This is a genomic window from Polaromonas sp. DSP2-3-2b2, assembly GCF_049895905.1.
GTDB lineage: Bacteria > Pseudomonadota > Gammaproteobacteria > Burkholderiales > Burkholderiaceae_C > Polaromonas.
This window is the reverse complement of the sequence record NZ_JAFCTH010000006.1, coordinates 64801-77925: the sequence shown is the minus strand read 5'-3', so window position 1 is coordinate 77925 and position 13125 is coordinate 64801. Positions and strand designations below refer to the sequence as shown.

The window sequence follows — 13125 nt, the reverse complement described above, 5'->3', positions numbered from 1 at the left end:
GATGAGTATGAGTGATCCTATCGCCGACATGCTGACACGCATCCGCAATGCACAAATGGTTGAAAAAGCCGTTGTGCTGGTGCCGTCGTCAAAAGTCAAAGTCGCCATTGCACAGGTTTTGAAGGATGAGGGCTACATTGATGGCTTCTCCGTCAAGCCCAACGATGGCAAGCCCCAGCTGGAAATCGCCCTGAAATACTATGCAGGCAAGCCCGTGATTGAGCGCATCGAGCGCGTCAGCCGCCCCGGCCTGCGTGTGTACAAAGGCCATGGCGCCATTCCCCAGGTCATGAACGGCCTGGGTGTGGCAATTGTCACGACGCCCCAGGGCGTCATGACTGATCGCAAAGCACGCGCTACCGGCACCGGTGGCGAAGTGTTGTGCTACGTGGCCTAACGGCGGCATTGAGGAGTAACTGAAATGTCTCGTGTAGCAAAAATGCCGGTTTCCATCCCCCAGGGTGTGGACATCGCGATCAAAGAAGACCAGATCAATGTCAAGGGTGCCTTGGGTACCCTGGCGCTGACACAAAACGCCCATGTTGTTATCAAGAGTGAAGACGGCAAGCTGACTTTTGTACCAGCCAATGATTCCCGTGAAGCCAATGCCATGAGCGGCACGATGCGTCAGCTCGTGAACAACATGGTGGTCGGTGTCACGACAGGTTTTCAGAAAAAGCTGAACCTGGTCGGCGTGGGCTTCAAGGCCCAGGCGCAGGGCGACAAGCTGAACCTCACGGTGGGCTATTCCCATCCTGTGGTCATGGCGATGCCTGCGGGCATCACGGTCACCACCCCGACGCCCACCGAAGTGGTCATCAAGGGTTCTGATCGCCAACGTGTAGGCCAGATTGCCGCTGAAGTGCGCGCAGTCCGTCCTCCCGAGCCTTACAAAGGCAAGGGCATCCGTTATTCGGATGAAAAAATCACGATCAAAGAAACCAAGAAGAAATAAGGAGCTGCATCATGTTGACCAAAAAAGAGCAGCGCCTTCGTCGTTCACGCCAGACCCGTATTCGCATTGCCAATCAAGGCGTTGCGCGTCTGTCCGTGAATCGCACCAATCTGCATATTTACGCCAGTGTTATTTCTGGCGACGGCACCAAGGTTCTGGCGTCTGCTTCCACGGCTGAAGTGGAAGTGCGCAATGAAATTGGCGGCTCGGGCAAGGGTGGAAATGTTGCTGCTGCGCAAGCCATTGGCAAGCGTATTGCCGAAAAGGCAAAAGCAGCGGGTGTAGAAAAAGTGGCGTTCGATCGCGCCGGTTTTGCGTACCATGGCCGCGTCAAAGCGCTGGCTGATGCGGCTCGCGAAGCTGGTTTGCAGTTCTAAGCAGACTGGAATCAAGTATGGCTAAGTTTCAAGCTAAATCGCAAAACGACGCTCCAGACGATGGTCTGAAGGAAAAAATGATCGCGATCAACCGCGTGACCAAAGTGGTGAAGGGTGGCCGTATTCTCGGTTTTGCCGCACTCACGGTGGTCGGTGACGGTGATGGTCGCGTCGGCATGGGCAAGGGCAAGTCGAAAGAAGTGCCAGCAGCCGTGCAAAAAGCCATGGAAGAAGCGCGCCGCAACATGACCAAGGTGTCATTGAAGAACGGCACGCTGCACCACAATGTTTTCGGTCACCACGGTGCCGCCAACGTCATGATGGCGCCGGCTCCCAAAGGTACCGGCATCATTGCTGGCGGCCCGATGCGCGCAGTGTTCGAAGTCATGGGTATCACCGACATCGTAGCCAAGAGCCATGGTTCGAGCAACCCGTACAACATGGTGCGCGCCACCATGGACGCATTGAAAAATTCCACCACGGCCTCCGACATCGCGGCCAAGCGTGGCAAATCAGTCGAAGAAATCTTCGGCTAAGGCGGACAGTGAAATGACCCAAGAAACCAAAGTAAAAGTCAAACTGGTTCGCAGCCCGATTGGCACCCAGGAATCCCATCGTGCCACCGTGCGCGGTCTGGGCCTGCGCGGCGTCAACAGCGTCAGCGAATTGCAGGACACGCCCGCAGTGCGCGGCATGATCAACAAGATCAGTTATCTGGTCAAAATTATTTGAGGCTTTGCGGGACAGGCCTGGCTGCCTAGCGGCCAAGCTTTTTCCTCGACGGCTTAAGGACTCATCATGGAATTAAACACAATCAAGCCTAGCGAAGGCGCCAAGCATGCCAAACGGCGTGTCGGTCGCGGCATCGGCTCTGGCTTGGGTAAAACAGCTGGTCGCGGCCACAAGGGACAAAAATCCCGTTCGGGCGGCTACCACAAGGTTGGCTTCGAAGGCGGTCAGATGCCTATGCAGCGTCGCCTGCCCAAGCGCGGTTTCAAGTCGCACCTGCTCCAGTTCAATGCTGAAGTGACCCTAGCAGCACTGGAACAGCTCGGCCTAGCCGAAGTGGACCTGCTGACCTTGAAGTCTGCTGGCTTGGTGGGCCACAAGATCAAGAACGTCAAGGTCATCAACACTGGAACGCTGTCAAAAGCGGTTAAGCTGACCGGCGTTTCTGCCTCGGCAAGCGCCAAGACCCTGATTGAAGCCGCTGGCGGCTCCATCGCTTAACACTTGACGGAACCAATCAGTGGCAACCAACTCAGTCAACATAGCAAAAACCGGCAAGTTCGGCGACTTGCGCAACAGGCTTGTGTTTTTGCTGCTGGCGCTGGTCGTGTACCGTGTCGGTGCGCACATCCCGGTTCCAGGGATTGACCCCGGTCAATTGAAAGAACTGTTCAAGGGCCAGCAGGGCGGCATATTGAACCTGTTCAATATGTTCTCCGGCGGCGCCCTGTCAAGATTCACGGTGTTTGCTTTGGGCATCATGCCGTATATCTCGGCTTCCATCATCATGCAACTGCTCACCTATGTGGTTCCCACATTCGAGCAGATGAAAAAGGAAGGCGAAGCCGGCAGGCGCAAGATCACGCAGTACACGCGCTACGGAACACTTGGGCTCGCCCTGTTCCAGTCGATGGGCATTGCGGTGGCGCTCGAAAGCTCGCCTGGCTTGGTTCTCGATCCGGGTTTCGGGTTTCGGATGACGGCGGTGTTCAGCCTGACAGCAGGAACCATGTTCCTGATGTGGCTGGGTGAGCAGATCACCGAGCGTGGCTTGGGCAACGGCATCTCGATCTTGATTTTCGCGGGCATCGCCGCTGGTTTGCCCAGTGCCCTGGGCGGACTGCTGGAACTGGTTCGTACCGGTGCCATGAGTATCTTGATTGCGATCGTGATTGTGGCGGTGGTGGTGGCGGTCACCTACTTTGTGGTATTTGTCGAGCGGGGCCAACGCAAGATTCTTGTGAACTACGCTCGCAGGCAGGTTGGCAACAAGGTTTATGGCGGACAGTCTTCGCATCTTCCGTTGAAGCTGAACATGGCGGGCGTGATCCCTCCAATTTTTGCTTCCTCGATCATTTTGTTGCCTGCAACGGTGGTGGGCTGGTTCAGCACAGGCGAAAGCATGCGCTGGTTGAAAGACATTGCCAGTACGCTGACTCCAGGCCAGCCTGTTTACGTGTTGTTGTATGCAAGCGCGATCATCTTTTTCTGTTTCTTTTACACGGCCCTGGTATTTAACAGCCGTGAAACCGCAGACAACCTGAAAAAGAGTGGTGCGTTCATTCCTGGTATCCGTCCTGGCGATCAGACCGCTCGCTACATTGACAAGATTCTGGTTAGGCTGACATTGGCTGGCGCGGTTTACATCACCTTTGTATGCCTGCTGCCCGAGTTTTTGATTTTGAAGTACAACGTGCCGTTTTATTTCGGTGGAACGTCGTTGATGATTATTGTTGTAGTCACCATGGATTTCATGGCCCAGGTTCAGAACTACATGATGTCGCAGCAGTATGAGTCGTTGCTGAAAAAGGCTAACTTCAAGACGTGATGTCTTGGCTGGCTCGATGATTTATCGCAAGCACCTAGCGTGTTCCGTTCCAAGTAAGCACAGAGTAAAAGTTTAGGAGAAGAAAATGAGAGTTTCAGCTTCGGTCAAGAAAATTTGCCGCAACTGCAAGGTCATCCGTCGCAAGGGCGTTGTCCGCGTGATCTGTACAGACCCACGCCACAAACAGCGTCAAGGCTGATTTTTAAGAGATTTAGAGGACGCACATGGCACGTATCGCTGGTATCAACATTCCGCCGCAGAAGCACGCCGAAATCGGTTTGACTGCAATCTTTGGCATCGGTCGCACGCGCGCTCGCAAAATTTGCGAAGCCTGCGAGATTGATTACGCCAAGAAAATCAAAGACCTGACCGACGGTGACCTGGAAAAAATCCGGGATCACATTGCTCAGTTCACCATTGAAGGTGATTTGCGTCGTGAAACCACGATGAACATCAAACGCCTGATGGACATCGGCTGCTACCGCGGTTTCCGCCATCGTCGTGGCTTGCCCATGCGTGGCCAGCGTACCCGGACGAACGCCCGTACCCGCAAGGGGCCGCGTAAGGCTGCTCAGTCTTTGAAGAAATAATTAAGAGGTCGTCATGGCAAAATCACCCAATAACAGCGCTGCCCAGCGCGTTCGCAAGAAAGTTCGCAAGAACGTGGCCGATGGCATTGCCCACGTTCACGCGTCTTTCAACAACACCATCATCACGATCACCGATCGCCAAGGCAATGCCTTGTCATGGGCATCGTCAGGTGGCCAGGGCTTCAAGGGCTCGCGCAAGTCGACACCTTTCGCTGCACAGGTTGCTTCGGAAGTGGCCGGTCGTGCAGCCATCGAGCAGGGCATCAAGAACCTTGATGTTGAAATCAAGGGACCTGGTCCTGGACGCGAATCTTCTGTTCGTGCGCTCGGCGCGCTTGGTATTCGGATCAATTCGATTGCTGACGTGACACCGGTTCCGCACAACGGCTGCCGCCCGCAAAAGCGCCGCCGCATTTAATTTGTGCTGTTCCGCCCGGCCGCTTGCTCAGCAATCGGCCGGGCGTCAGCATTTTCACCAAGCCCACCGCCATCAGGCTCACGCCGAAGGCTCCTGCAGAAATTGCAGCAGATGACAAAAGGATATTCAAGTGGCACGTTACCTAGGCCCCAAGGCCAAACTTTCCCGCCGTGAAGGCACCGACCTTTTCCTGAAGAGCGCCCGTCGCTCGATCAGCGACAAGGCCAAATTCGACTCCAAGCCAGGTCAGCATGGCCGCACTTCAGGCACCCGCACTTCCGACTACGGTCTGCAACTGCGTGAAAAGCAGAAGGTCAAGCGCATGTATGGCGTGCTGGAAAAGCAGTTCCGCCGTTACTTTGAAGAAGCCGATCGCCGCCGTGGCAACACGGGCGCGAACTTGCTGTCGGTGCTGGAATCTCGTCTGGACAATGTGGTGTACCGCATGGGTTTCGGATCGACCCGCGCTGAAGCGCGTCAGCTGGTTTCCCACAAGGCCATGACGGTCAACGGCCAGTCGGTCAACATTCCGTCGTACATGGTCAAGGCTGGTGACGTGATTGCCGTGCGCGACAAGTCCAAGAAGCAGACCCGCATTGCCGAGGCGCTCGAACTTGCCAAGCAGGTCGGCTTGCCAGCTTGGGTAGATGTCAATGCTGACAAGGGTGAAGGCACCTTCAAGAAAGTGCCTGATCGTGATGAATTTGCTGCCGATGTCAACGAATCGTTGATTGTCGAGTTGTATTCACGTTAATTTTCCGTTCCTGGCGACACGCTTGCCGTGCCGCCAGGTGTGCTTCGCCAGCCTTATCGGTGTAACGAGCCGAGGGTATTGAGAGGAAGACTGCATGCAGACAAATTTGTTAAAACCAAAAACTATCAATGTTGAGCAGCTTGGCACCAACCGTGCCAAGGTGACTCTGGAGCCTTTCGAGCGTGGTTATGGCCACACGCTGGGCAACGCGCTGCGTCGTGTGCTGTTGTCATCCATGGTGGGCCATGCCGCAACTGAAGTCACCATCGCCGGTGTCCTGCATGAGTATTCTTCGATTGACGGTGTCCAAGAAGACGTCGTCAACATCCTGCTGAATCTCAAGGGCGTGGTCTTCAAGCTGCACAACCGCGACGAAGTCACGCTGAGCCTGCGCAAGGATGGCGAAGGTCCGATCACGGCAGCCGACATCCAGACGCCTCATGACGTGGAAATTGTCAACCCTGACCATGTGATCATGAACTTGTCGCACGGCGGCAAGATCGACATGCAGATCAAGGTCGAAAATGGCCGCGGCTATGTGCCTGGCAATGTTCGCCGCTATGGCGACGAGTCGCCAAAGTCGATCGGTCGCATTGTGCTTGACGCTTCTTTTTCTCCGGTCAAGCGCGTCAGCTACACCGTTGAAAGCGCCCGCGTCGAGCAGCGTACCGACCTGGACAAGCTGGTTCTGGAAATTGAGACCAATGGCGCCGTTTCCGCAGAAGACGCTGTGCGTGCATCGGCCAAGATCCTGGTCGAACAGCTGGCGGTGTTTGCGCAGCTGGAAGGCAATGAGCTCGGTGCCATCATCAATGATCCTGCACCTCGCAGTTCGCAGCAGTTCGACCCGATTTTGCTGCGTCCGGTCGATGAGTTGGAGCTCACGGTGCGTTCTGCCAACTGCCTGAAGGCAGAAAATATCTACTACATTGGCGATCTGATCCAGCGCACCGAAAATGAGCTGCTGAAGACTCCCAATCTGGGCCGAAAATCTCTGAACGAGATCAAGGAAGTACTGGCCTCCCGTGGCCTGACACTGGGAATGCGTCTTGAAAGCTGGCCACCTGCCGGCCTCGACAAGCGCTGATTTGATTTAAAACTCTTGTTTTCGGACAAGAAAGTGCACGGGCAGTACCTGATACGGCTGCTTTGATATTACATAAAGGAAGCACTATGCGACACGGACACGGACTACGTAAACTTAACCGCACCAGCGAGCACCGTCTTGCGATGCTGCGCAACATGATGAATTCGCTGCTCCAGCACGAAGCCATCAAGACCACGCTGCCAAAGGCCAAAGAACTGCGCCGCGTGGTCGAGCCCATGATCACCCTGGCCAAAACGCCTACCCTGGCCAACAAGCGCCTGGCATTTGACCGCCTTCGTGACCGCGACATGGTCGTCAAGCTGTTTGCCGAACTCGGCCCGCGCTACCAGACCCGTCCGGGCGGCTACACCCGCATTTTGAAGATGGGTTTCCGCGTGGGTGACAATGCGCCTATGGCTTTGGTTGAACTGGTTGATCGTCCTGATGTTTCGGAAGAAATTAAAGACGAAGCAGCTGCAAAGTAAGCTATAATAATAAAATACCGCGCGGTGGAGCAGCCTGGTAGCTCGTTGGGCTCATAACCCAAAGGTCGTAAGTTCAAATCTTGCCCGCGCAACCAACACCTGGTTGTAAAAACCAGTACAAAAAGCCTACTTCAAGTAGGCTTTTTGTTTTCCGGATTTTATTTCATCGACTCCATCCGTTGCTTCTTTTTGGTGGCCTTGCGCGTTTCGTAGTGATGCATCAGCGGCGTCACTGAAATACCATGCACGACGATGGACGCAACCACCACAGCCAGCGTGACCGACAGCAGGCGCTCTGCCAGCGCCGGCTCGATGTCGTGGTTGATGGCATAGAGCAGGTAATACAGCGAGCCAATGCCGCGTATGCCAAACCAGCTCATCAAATTGCGTTGTGATCCGCTGACCTGCGTGCCGAGCAATCCTGCGTAAACCGCTAGCGGCCGCACCAGCAGGAAAAGCACTGGCACAAACCACAGCACGTCGCGTTCAAATTCAACGGTCGCCAGCAACACGCCAACGGCCAGCACGATTCCGACCTCGACAAAACTTTCCAGCTGGCTGTTGAATCGCTGCACGGCATTCATCATGTTGGCGGGCGCTTCGGCGCCCGAGGCTGCCTGCTCGTCAGGGCTCAGTTCGGAGGTGGTGTCCTGGGCTCCGGCCTGCGCAGCCGGTGCAGGGGACGAGCCTTCGTCGATACGGCGCAATGCCATGCCGGCGGCGAACACCGCCAGAAAACCGTAGGTATGGCAAAGCAGGGCAGCGCCATAAGCCAGCGCGATCAAGCCGAGCGCAATGAATTCGTCAGACCGCAACGCTTCCCGGTGGCGCATGCGCAAGTAGATGATGGCGCGGCCTACCAGTGTTCCCAGTAAATAGCCCAGTCCCAGGCCACCAGCGACCGACCAAAGCACATCGACCGTCCACCAGCGCCAGCCGGCTTCGCCCAGCTCATGCACACCGAGCAGGCCCAGGCCCAGCATGACAAAAGGAAACGCCGTGCCGTCGTTCAGCGCGCCTTCCCCGGTCAGGCCAAAGCGCAGGCGGTCGCGGTCACCGGCATTGGAAACCTGGACATCCGAAGCCAGCACTGGATCGGTCGGCGCCAGAATGGCCCCCAGCAGCACAGCAGCGCCCAACGACAGGCCGAGTCCATACACGCCAAGTGCCGCGACAGCCGCCACGGTCACGATCATGGAAACAGTGGCCAGTTGCACCGGAATTCGCCAGCGCCGGTCGCGCAGCGGCAGTTCGAGCTTCATTCCAGCGGTGAACAGGGAGATGAGCACGGCGATTTCTGTCAAGCGCTCCAGCATCACCTTGTTTTCCAGGGCATCGAGCTGGAGCAATCCCAGGCCCAACGGGCCGACCGCCACGCCGACGCCCAGGTAGAGCATGGCCGCGTTCAGCGGTAACCGGGAGAGAAAGGAGCTGCCCATCGTCATGGCAATCAGCAGCAGGCCGATGATGAGCGCGCCCAGCGCAAAGGCGTCTATTTCAACCATGACAGAACCACGAAAAACCGGCTGGCTGCCGTAAAGCGAATGAAATCATCCACTTAGCTTAAAGCACGCAGCCTTGTCTGGATCGGTGCGGCCTGCGGCGACCGGGCAGGTCCGCTGCACCAGACCAAGGGAGATTTTTATTATGAAAAAGGTCGCCTGCGCAATCCGGTAAACGATTTATTGCTACTAAAAATATAGCGTTTAAGGAATCTCTCGGCGCTGTTTCACCAGTCAACCAGGCTCAGGCCCACGCTCAGTACATTGCGTCTTTTGTTGTAGTCCAGCAGGCTGTCGCCATAGCCGTTGAACAGCTGCACGTGGTAGCGCAGGCCGGTGTAGTTTGGCGATGCTGCCGGCGCCATCATCCAGTCGATCCGGGTCGAGCCCCGCGCTTCACTGCGCAGCGAGTGCCGCAGCGTGACGCCCAGCGTGTTGGCCTTGTTGATCTGCCAGATGGCATTGAGTTCGGCCCGGCCGATGAAGTTTTCAATGCCAGGGTTTTCGTCATCGGCCGCCGACTCGCGCAGGCGGTCCCAGATTCGGCCCTGCAGAAGCAGGCTGGACTCGGGACCTAGAACTTTTTCCGCAGCACCCATCAGGTAGGCACGGTTCCAGCTGCGCGACAGCTGCTCCGACTGGCCATTGGACTGATGCACCAGTCCGACGCCCGAGAGCCGGTAGTCCCAGCCGCCGGGCAGGGCGATCTGGTGAGGGTAGATATAAATGATTTCTGGTTCATGGTCGGTGGTGCGAAACGGCCGCGAGATGTTGCCGCTGAACAGCTGCCAGTAGCTTTGCTGGCTGTAGCCAAACCACAGCGAATCGTGGTCGTCCGCGTCGGCATCGCCGCTCTTGAACAGGCCTTTGGCCACCTTGGTGCGCACCGACAGCTGGATCTTGGTTTCGGCATGCTTGTAGTCCGGTGGCGTGCCTGCGCCTATCAGCGGCGGGGGATGGACGCCGCCGGACATGACGAATGCGAGCGACATGGGCCGGTAGCCGCGAACGGCAAAGGTGTCGCAATCGGTGCCGCGCTGAAGTTCCCAGAACCTGGAAAGTTCGGAATACTGGGTATTGCGGCAGCCGATGGGCTTGCCGTCGGGCGCCTCGGTGTTGAGCGATGGCAGCAGCAGAATCTGGGTGGCGGGCGCGCCGGTGGCCGGATCGGCCGGTGCGCTGGTCATCGACGCTGGCGGCGTGTTGGCTGGCAGCTGCGATTCGGCCCATCGCTGAAAACACGCCAGCTGGGCGCCGGCATTGTCCTTGATGGCCTGGCATGCCTGCCAGCCCAGGCTGGAGGGGCGGTTGGCGGGAAGCAGCGGTGCGGCTGGCGGTGTCTGGGCCTGTGCCGAGCCGCCCATGAGCAGGCCGGCGGTCAGCAAAAGGCGATTCAATGGCAAGAGTTTGAATGTCATGGTGGGGGCAGCCTCGGGCAAGCGAGCGAGTCCTGCAATCAAGGGAGTTTGGTCAAGGTGAAGGGAATGTCGGGCGCATCGGGTACGGCGCTGCGGCTGGTGTCTTTCCAGTAGCCCTGGTACACGGTGCCGCACGAACCGGCCTTCATTTCGCCGTTCCAGGTGCCGGTGATGCTGACATGGTCAGACGATTCGTCGAGCAGCAAAATGCCTTCGTCCAGATCGCCGGCCAGTGCCGCCTGGGCGGAATGACCGGCGATGGCAGGCGTGCCGGCCGCGCTGCCGAGCGACCGGCTGACCGTGCCCGCCAGGCTTTCCGAAAATTCGGCATGGCGCTTGAGCAGCAGGGTAGCCTGGGCGGGCAGTCCGGCTGGCGGATTGGCAAACGCAACCGCCCAGCGACCGTGCAACTGGCCTGCTTTCATGCGCTGCGCCGGCACGCACCCGCTTTCATGCCTGTTTTGGGCACTGGCGCAGGATGCAAGGGCACCAAGCGCTATTAAAAATGGAGCAAGTAAGGTGAGTCGGAAATTCATGGGTCGTTCAGGGACGGGGTCGGATGCGCAAGGCAAGCGCTGCCAAAAAGGGAATCTTTGCTGTTCGCGAGCGGTCAGCGCCAAGCCGGCGATGGTATCGGAAACCTGAATCCTGAAGTTCGGCAAGGCGGCAAACCGCAATGACCCGGCCCCCTATCGGCCTTCATGAGCCGCCCTGGCAGCTGCTGCCGCCGCCAGGCCATCAGCCGCTTTTTTGGCAAATTCAGCGCGCAGGGCCTTGAGCTTTTCACGCGGGTCTTCCTTGATGGTCGCCTTGTCCAGCGCCATTTCGGCGATGAAGCGGCTGGGCACGCCGGCAATCAGGTCGCGGCCTTTCTTGCGCTTGCGCAGCCAGTTCACCGCCAGCGTGCGCTGGGCGCGCGTGATGCCGACATACATCAGCCGGCGCTCCTCCTGCAGGCGCAGTGCGATGCTTTCGGTGTTACTGCCGTCGTCGTCTCCGAGCTTGAAGGGCAGTAGTCCCTCATTCACGCCGGCCAGCACCACATGCGGCCACTCCAGTCCCTTGGAGGCGTGCAGCGTCGAGAGCGTGACGACGTTCTGGTCGCCTTCGCGCTCGCTGATGGTGGACAGCAGGGCAATCGTCTGCACCACCTCCAGCATGGTCTTGGTGGGCTTTTCGACCGTCGCGCCCGAGGCGTCGTCAATCTGCCCGCCGCAGCGCTGCGACATCCAGTCGCAAAAGTCCATCACGTTGCTCCAGCGCGCGGCCGCCACCTTTTCGCTGTCCTCGCCGTCATAGAGATGCTTTTCGTAGTCGATTTCCTTGAGCCAGTCGGTCAGGAACACACGCGCGTCCTCAGCGCCCACGGTGCGCTTGGCGCGGTATTCGAGGTCGTTGAGGTAGCGGCCGAATTCCTGCAGCGAACCGACCGCCTTGGCCGGCAGCACGGAGGCCAGCGAGTTGCTGAACAGCGACTCGAACAGGCTGAGCTTGTAGGTGTCGCCAAACGTGCCCAGCGCCGCCAGCGTGGTGTGGCCGATGCCGCGCTTGGGCGTCGTCACCGACCGGATGAAGGCCTGGTTGTTGTCGTTGTTGACCAGCAGCACCATCCAGCTGCACAGGTCCTTGATTTCGGCGCGGTCGAAAAAGCTCTGGCCGCCCGACACCTTGTACGGAATGTTCGCCTTGCGAAAGGCTTTTTCGAACGGCTTGGCCATGTGGTTGGCCCGGTACAGCACGCAAAAATCCTTCCATTCGCGGTACTGCTGGCCCTCGGGCTGCAAAGTGCCTTCGGCGCGCAGGCTGTGGATGCGCGCCACCACGCGCTCGGCCTCGTGCTCCTCGCTGTCGCAATCGACGACCCGCACCGGCTCGCCTTCGCCGAGTTCGCTGAACAATGTCTTGGGGAACAGCTTGGGGTTCGGACCAATGACGTTGTTGGCGGCGCGCAGGATCGCGCTGGTCGAGCGGTAGTTCTGCTCCAGCTTGACGACTTTCAGCGTCGGGAAGTCCTGCGGCAGCTTTTTCAGGTTGTCCAGCGTCGCGCCGCGCCAGCCGTAGATCGACTGGTCATCGTCGCCGACTGCCGTGAAGCGGCCGCGCGCGCCGACCAGCAGTTTGAGCACCTCGTACTGCGTCGCGTTGGTGTCCTGGTATTCATCGACCAGCACATGGCCGAGCGCGCCCTGCCACTTGGCGCGCACCGCTTCGTGCTCCTTCAGAAGCTTGAGCGGCAGGCCGATCAGGTCATCAAAATCGACGCTCTGGTAGGCGGCCAGGCGTTCTTCATAGTGGCCCATGACCCGCGCCACTAGCCGTTCCTCGTCGCCGCTGGCCTGGGCTTCGGCCTGGGCGGCATTGAGTCCCTGGCTTTTCCAGGCGCTGATGGTCCACTGCCACTGGCGCGCCGTGGCCACATCGGTGCTGCCGCCCGCGTCTTTCAAAATGCTGGTCACGTCGTCGCTGTCGAGGATCGAAAACTGCGGCTTCAGGCCCAGCACCGCCCCGTCCTGGCGCAGCATGCGCACGCCTAGCGCATGAAAGGTGCAGATCAGCACGCCCTTGGCCTGCTTGCCGATCAGGCTCTTGGCGCGCTCGCGCATCTCGGCGGCGGCCTTGTTGGTGAAGGTGATGGCGGCAATCTGATCGGGCCGCATGCCCATCTGGATCAGCCGGCCGATCTTGTGCGTGATGACCCGCGTCTTGCCCGAACCGGCGCCGGCCAGCACCAGGCAAGGGCCGTGCAGGTAGTTGACGGCTTCCTGCTGGGCGAGGTTCAGGCCGTGGGCGACAGGGGAAGCGGGGGAGGGTGAGGACATGCGGGCAACCGTCGGGGAAATGGGCACCGGCGCTGGCGGCGCCGGACAAAGGCCGTGAGACAAGGCAAAGCAGCGGCCATCATAGCCAGTCACCTGAAAGCCAGCCCGACCAGTGACCATATGCGCTGTGCCGAACATCCTGCTGGTCACCTCGTCGCTGTGC

At 58.5% G+C, this 13125-nt stretch carries 17 protein-coding genes and 1 tRNA gene; 14 read left to right on the top strand and 4 right to left on the bottom strand.

The window, feature by feature from the left end; all coding sequences use genetic code 11:
• Position 1 precedes the first annotated feature (1 nt).
• The 14 genes from rpsH (at position 2) to ACP7AD_RS07275 (ending at position 7318) form a co-directional block, all read left to right on the top strand.
• The gene (gene rpsH / locus ACP7AD_RS07340) at positions 2-397 is read left to right on the top strand and encodes a 30S ribosomal protein S8 (protein WP_029526395.1); all 396 of its coding nucleotides are present in this window, start codon (positions 2-4) and stop codon (positions 395-397) included.
• Positions 398-421: 24 nt separating this feature from the next.
• Positions 422-955 (top strand): 50S ribosomal protein L6, encoded by a 534-nt coding sequence (rplF, locus tag ACP7AD_RS07335; protein ID WP_426147883.1) that lies wholly within the window; start codon positions 422-424, stop codon positions 953-955.
• A gap of 11 nt (positions 956-966) precedes the next feature.
• On the top strand, positions 967-1332 hold the full coding sequence (rplR, locus tag ACP7AD_RS07330; RefSeq protein WP_011799765.1) for a 50S ribosomal protein L18: 366 nt from the start codon (positions 967-969) through the stop codon (positions 1330-1332).
• A gap of 17 nt (positions 1333-1349) precedes the next feature.
• On the top strand, positions 1350-1868 hold the full coding sequence (gene rpsE / locus ACP7AD_RS07325; protein ID WP_011799766.1) for a 30S ribosomal protein S5: 519 nt from the start codon (positions 1350-1352) through the stop codon (positions 1866-1868).
• 13 nt (positions 1869-1881) lie between these two features.
• A complete protein-coding gene (gene rpmD / locus ACP7AD_RS07320; protein ID WP_029526393.1) occupies positions 1882-2064 on the top strand; it encodes a 50S ribosomal protein L30 in 183 nt (60 codons plus the stop codon).
• 66 nt (positions 2065-2130) lie between these two features.
• Positions 2131-2562, top strand: a complete 432-nt coding sequence (gene rplO, locus ACP7AD_RS07315; protein WP_426147882.1) for a 50S ribosomal protein L15 — start codon at positions 2131-2133, stop codon at positions 2560-2562.
• A gap of 19 nt (positions 2563-2581) precedes the next feature.
• A complete protein-coding gene (gene secY, locus ACP7AD_RS07310; protein WP_426147881.1) occupies positions 2582-3889 on the top strand; it encodes a preprotein translocase subunit SecY in 1308 nt (435 codons plus the stop codon).
• Between the two features lie 85 nt (positions 3890-3974).
• Positions 3975-4088: a 50S ribosomal protein L36 gene (gene rpmJ / locus ACP7AD_RS07305; RefSeq protein WP_028820150.1), complete on the top strand. Its 114-nt coding sequence runs from the start codon at positions 3975-3977 to the stop codon at positions 4086-4088.
• 25 nt (positions 4089-4113) lie between these two features.
• Positions 4114-4479, top strand: coding sequence for a 30S ribosomal protein S13 (rpsM, locus tag ACP7AD_RS07300; RefSeq protein WP_029526390.1), 366 nt, complete (start codon positions 4114-4116; stop codon positions 4477-4479).
• A gap of 13 nt (positions 4480-4492) precedes the next feature.
• On the top strand, positions 4493-4897 hold the full coding sequence (gene rpsK, locus ACP7AD_RS07295; protein ID WP_011799771.1) for a 30S ribosomal protein S11: 405 nt from the start codon (positions 4493-4495) through the stop codon (positions 4895-4897).
• 130 nt (positions 4898-5027) lie between these two features.
• Positions 5028-5651 (top strand): 30S ribosomal protein S4, encoded by a 624-nt coding sequence (rpsD, locus tag ACP7AD_RS07290; RefSeq protein ID WP_036806691.1) that lies wholly within the window; start codon positions 5028-5030, stop codon positions 5649-5651.
• A gap of 94 nt (positions 5652-5745) precedes the next feature.
• Positions 5746-6738, top strand: a complete 993-nt coding sequence (locus ACP7AD_RS07285) for a DNA-directed RNA polymerase subunit alpha (protein ID WP_029526387.1) — start codon at positions 5746-5748, stop codon at positions 6736-6738.
• Positions 6739-6824: 86 nt separating this feature from the next.
• Complete coding sequence (gene rplQ / locus ACP7AD_RS07280; protein ID WP_029526385.1) at positions 6825-7223, top strand: 50S ribosomal protein L17; 399 nt, start codon at positions 6825-6827, stop codon at positions 7221-7223.
• A gap of 18 nt (positions 7224-7241) precedes the next feature.
• Positions 7242-7318: transfer RNA gene (locus tag ACP7AD_RS07275), tRNA-Met, on the top strand.
• A 63-nt stretch (positions 7319-7381) separates the two neighbouring features.
• Here the strand turns inward: ACP7AD_RS07275 and ACP7AD_RS07270 are convergent.
• The 4 genes from ACP7AD_RS07270 to ACP7AD_RS07255 all read right to left on the bottom strand — a co-directional run bounded on the left by ACP7AD_RS07270 (position 7382) and on the right by ACP7AD_RS07255 (position 12962).
• Positions 7382-8728: a cation:proton antiporter gene (locus ACP7AD_RS07270; protein WP_426147880.1), complete on the bottom strand. Its 1347-nt coding sequence runs from the start codon at positions 8726-8728 to the stop codon at positions 7382-7384.
• A 224-nt stretch (positions 8729-8952) separates the two neighbouring features.
• Positions 8953-10143 (bottom strand): phospholipase A, encoded by a 1191-nt coding sequence (locus ACP7AD_RS07265; protein ID WP_426147879.1) that lies wholly within the window; start codon positions 10141-10143, stop codon positions 8953-8955.
• A 38-nt stretch (positions 10144-10181) separates the two neighbouring features.
• Entirely contained in the window at positions 10182-10568 is a 387-nt protein-coding gene (locus ACP7AD_RS07260) for a hypothetical protein (RefSeq protein WP_426147878.1), read from the bottom strand.
• A gap of 264 nt (positions 10569-10832) precedes the next feature.
• On the bottom strand, positions 10833-12962 hold the full coding sequence (locus ACP7AD_RS07255) for an ATP-dependent helicase (protein ID WP_426147877.1): 2130 nt from the start codon (positions 12960-12962) through the stop codon (positions 10833-10835).
• Positions 12963-13125: the final 163 nt, after the last annotated feature.

Coding starts and splice junctions, on each gene's coding strand:
- rpsH (WP_029526395.1), top strand. CDS start 2: ATGAGTATGAGTGATCCTATCGCCGACATGCTGACACGCATCCGCAAT.
- rplF (WP_426147883.1), top strand. CDS start 422: ATGTCTCGTGTAGCAAAAATGCCGGTTTCCATCCCCCAGGGTGTGGAC.
- rplR (WP_011799765.1), top strand. CDS start 967: ATGTTGACCAAAAAAGAGCAGCGCCTTCGTCGTTCACGCCAGACCCGT.
- rpsE (WP_011799766.1), top strand. CDS start 1,350: ATGGCTAAGTTTCAAGCTAAATCGCAAAACGACGCTCCAGACGATGGT.
- rpmD (WP_029526393.1), top strand. CDS start 1,882: ATGACCCAAGAAACCAAAGTAAAAGTCAAACTGGTTCGCAGCCCGATT.
- rplO (WP_426147882.1), top strand. CDS start 2,131: ATGGAATTAAACACAATCAAGCCTAGCGAAGGCGCCAAGCATGCCAAA.
- rpmJ (WP_028820150.1), top strand. CDS start 3,975: ATGAGAGTTTCAGCTTCGGTCAAGAAAATTTGCCGCAACTGCAAGGTC.
- rpsM (WP_029526390.1), top strand. CDS start 4,114: ATGGCACGTATCGCTGGTATCAACATTCCGCCGCAGAAGCACGCCGAA.
- rpsK (WP_011799771.1), top strand. CDS start 4,493: ATGGCAAAATCACCCAATAACAGCGCTGCCCAGCGCGTTCGCAAGAAA.
- ACP7AD_RS07285 (WP_029526387.1), top strand. CDS start 5,746: ATGCAGACAAATTTGTTAAAACCAAAAACTATCAATGTTGAGCAGCTT.
- rplQ (WP_029526385.1), top strand. CDS start 6,825: ATGCGACACGGACACGGACTACGTAAACTTAACCGCACCAGCGAGCAC.
- ACP7AD_RS07270 (WP_426147880.1), bottom strand. CDS start 8,728: ATGGTTGAAATAGACGCCTTTGCGCTGGGCGCGCTCATCATCGGCCTG.
- ACP7AD_RS07265 (WP_426147879.1), bottom strand. CDS start 10,143: ATGACATTCAAACTCTTGCCATTGAATCGCCTTTTGCTGACCGCCGGC.
- ACP7AD_RS07260 (WP_426147878.1), bottom strand. CDS start 10,568: ATGAAAGCAGGCCAGTTGCACGGTCGCTGGGCGGTTGCGTTTGCCAAT.
- ACP7AD_RS07255 (WP_426147877.1), bottom strand. CDS start 12,962: ATGTCCTCACCCTCCCCCGCTTCCCCTGTCGCCCACGGCCTGAACCTC.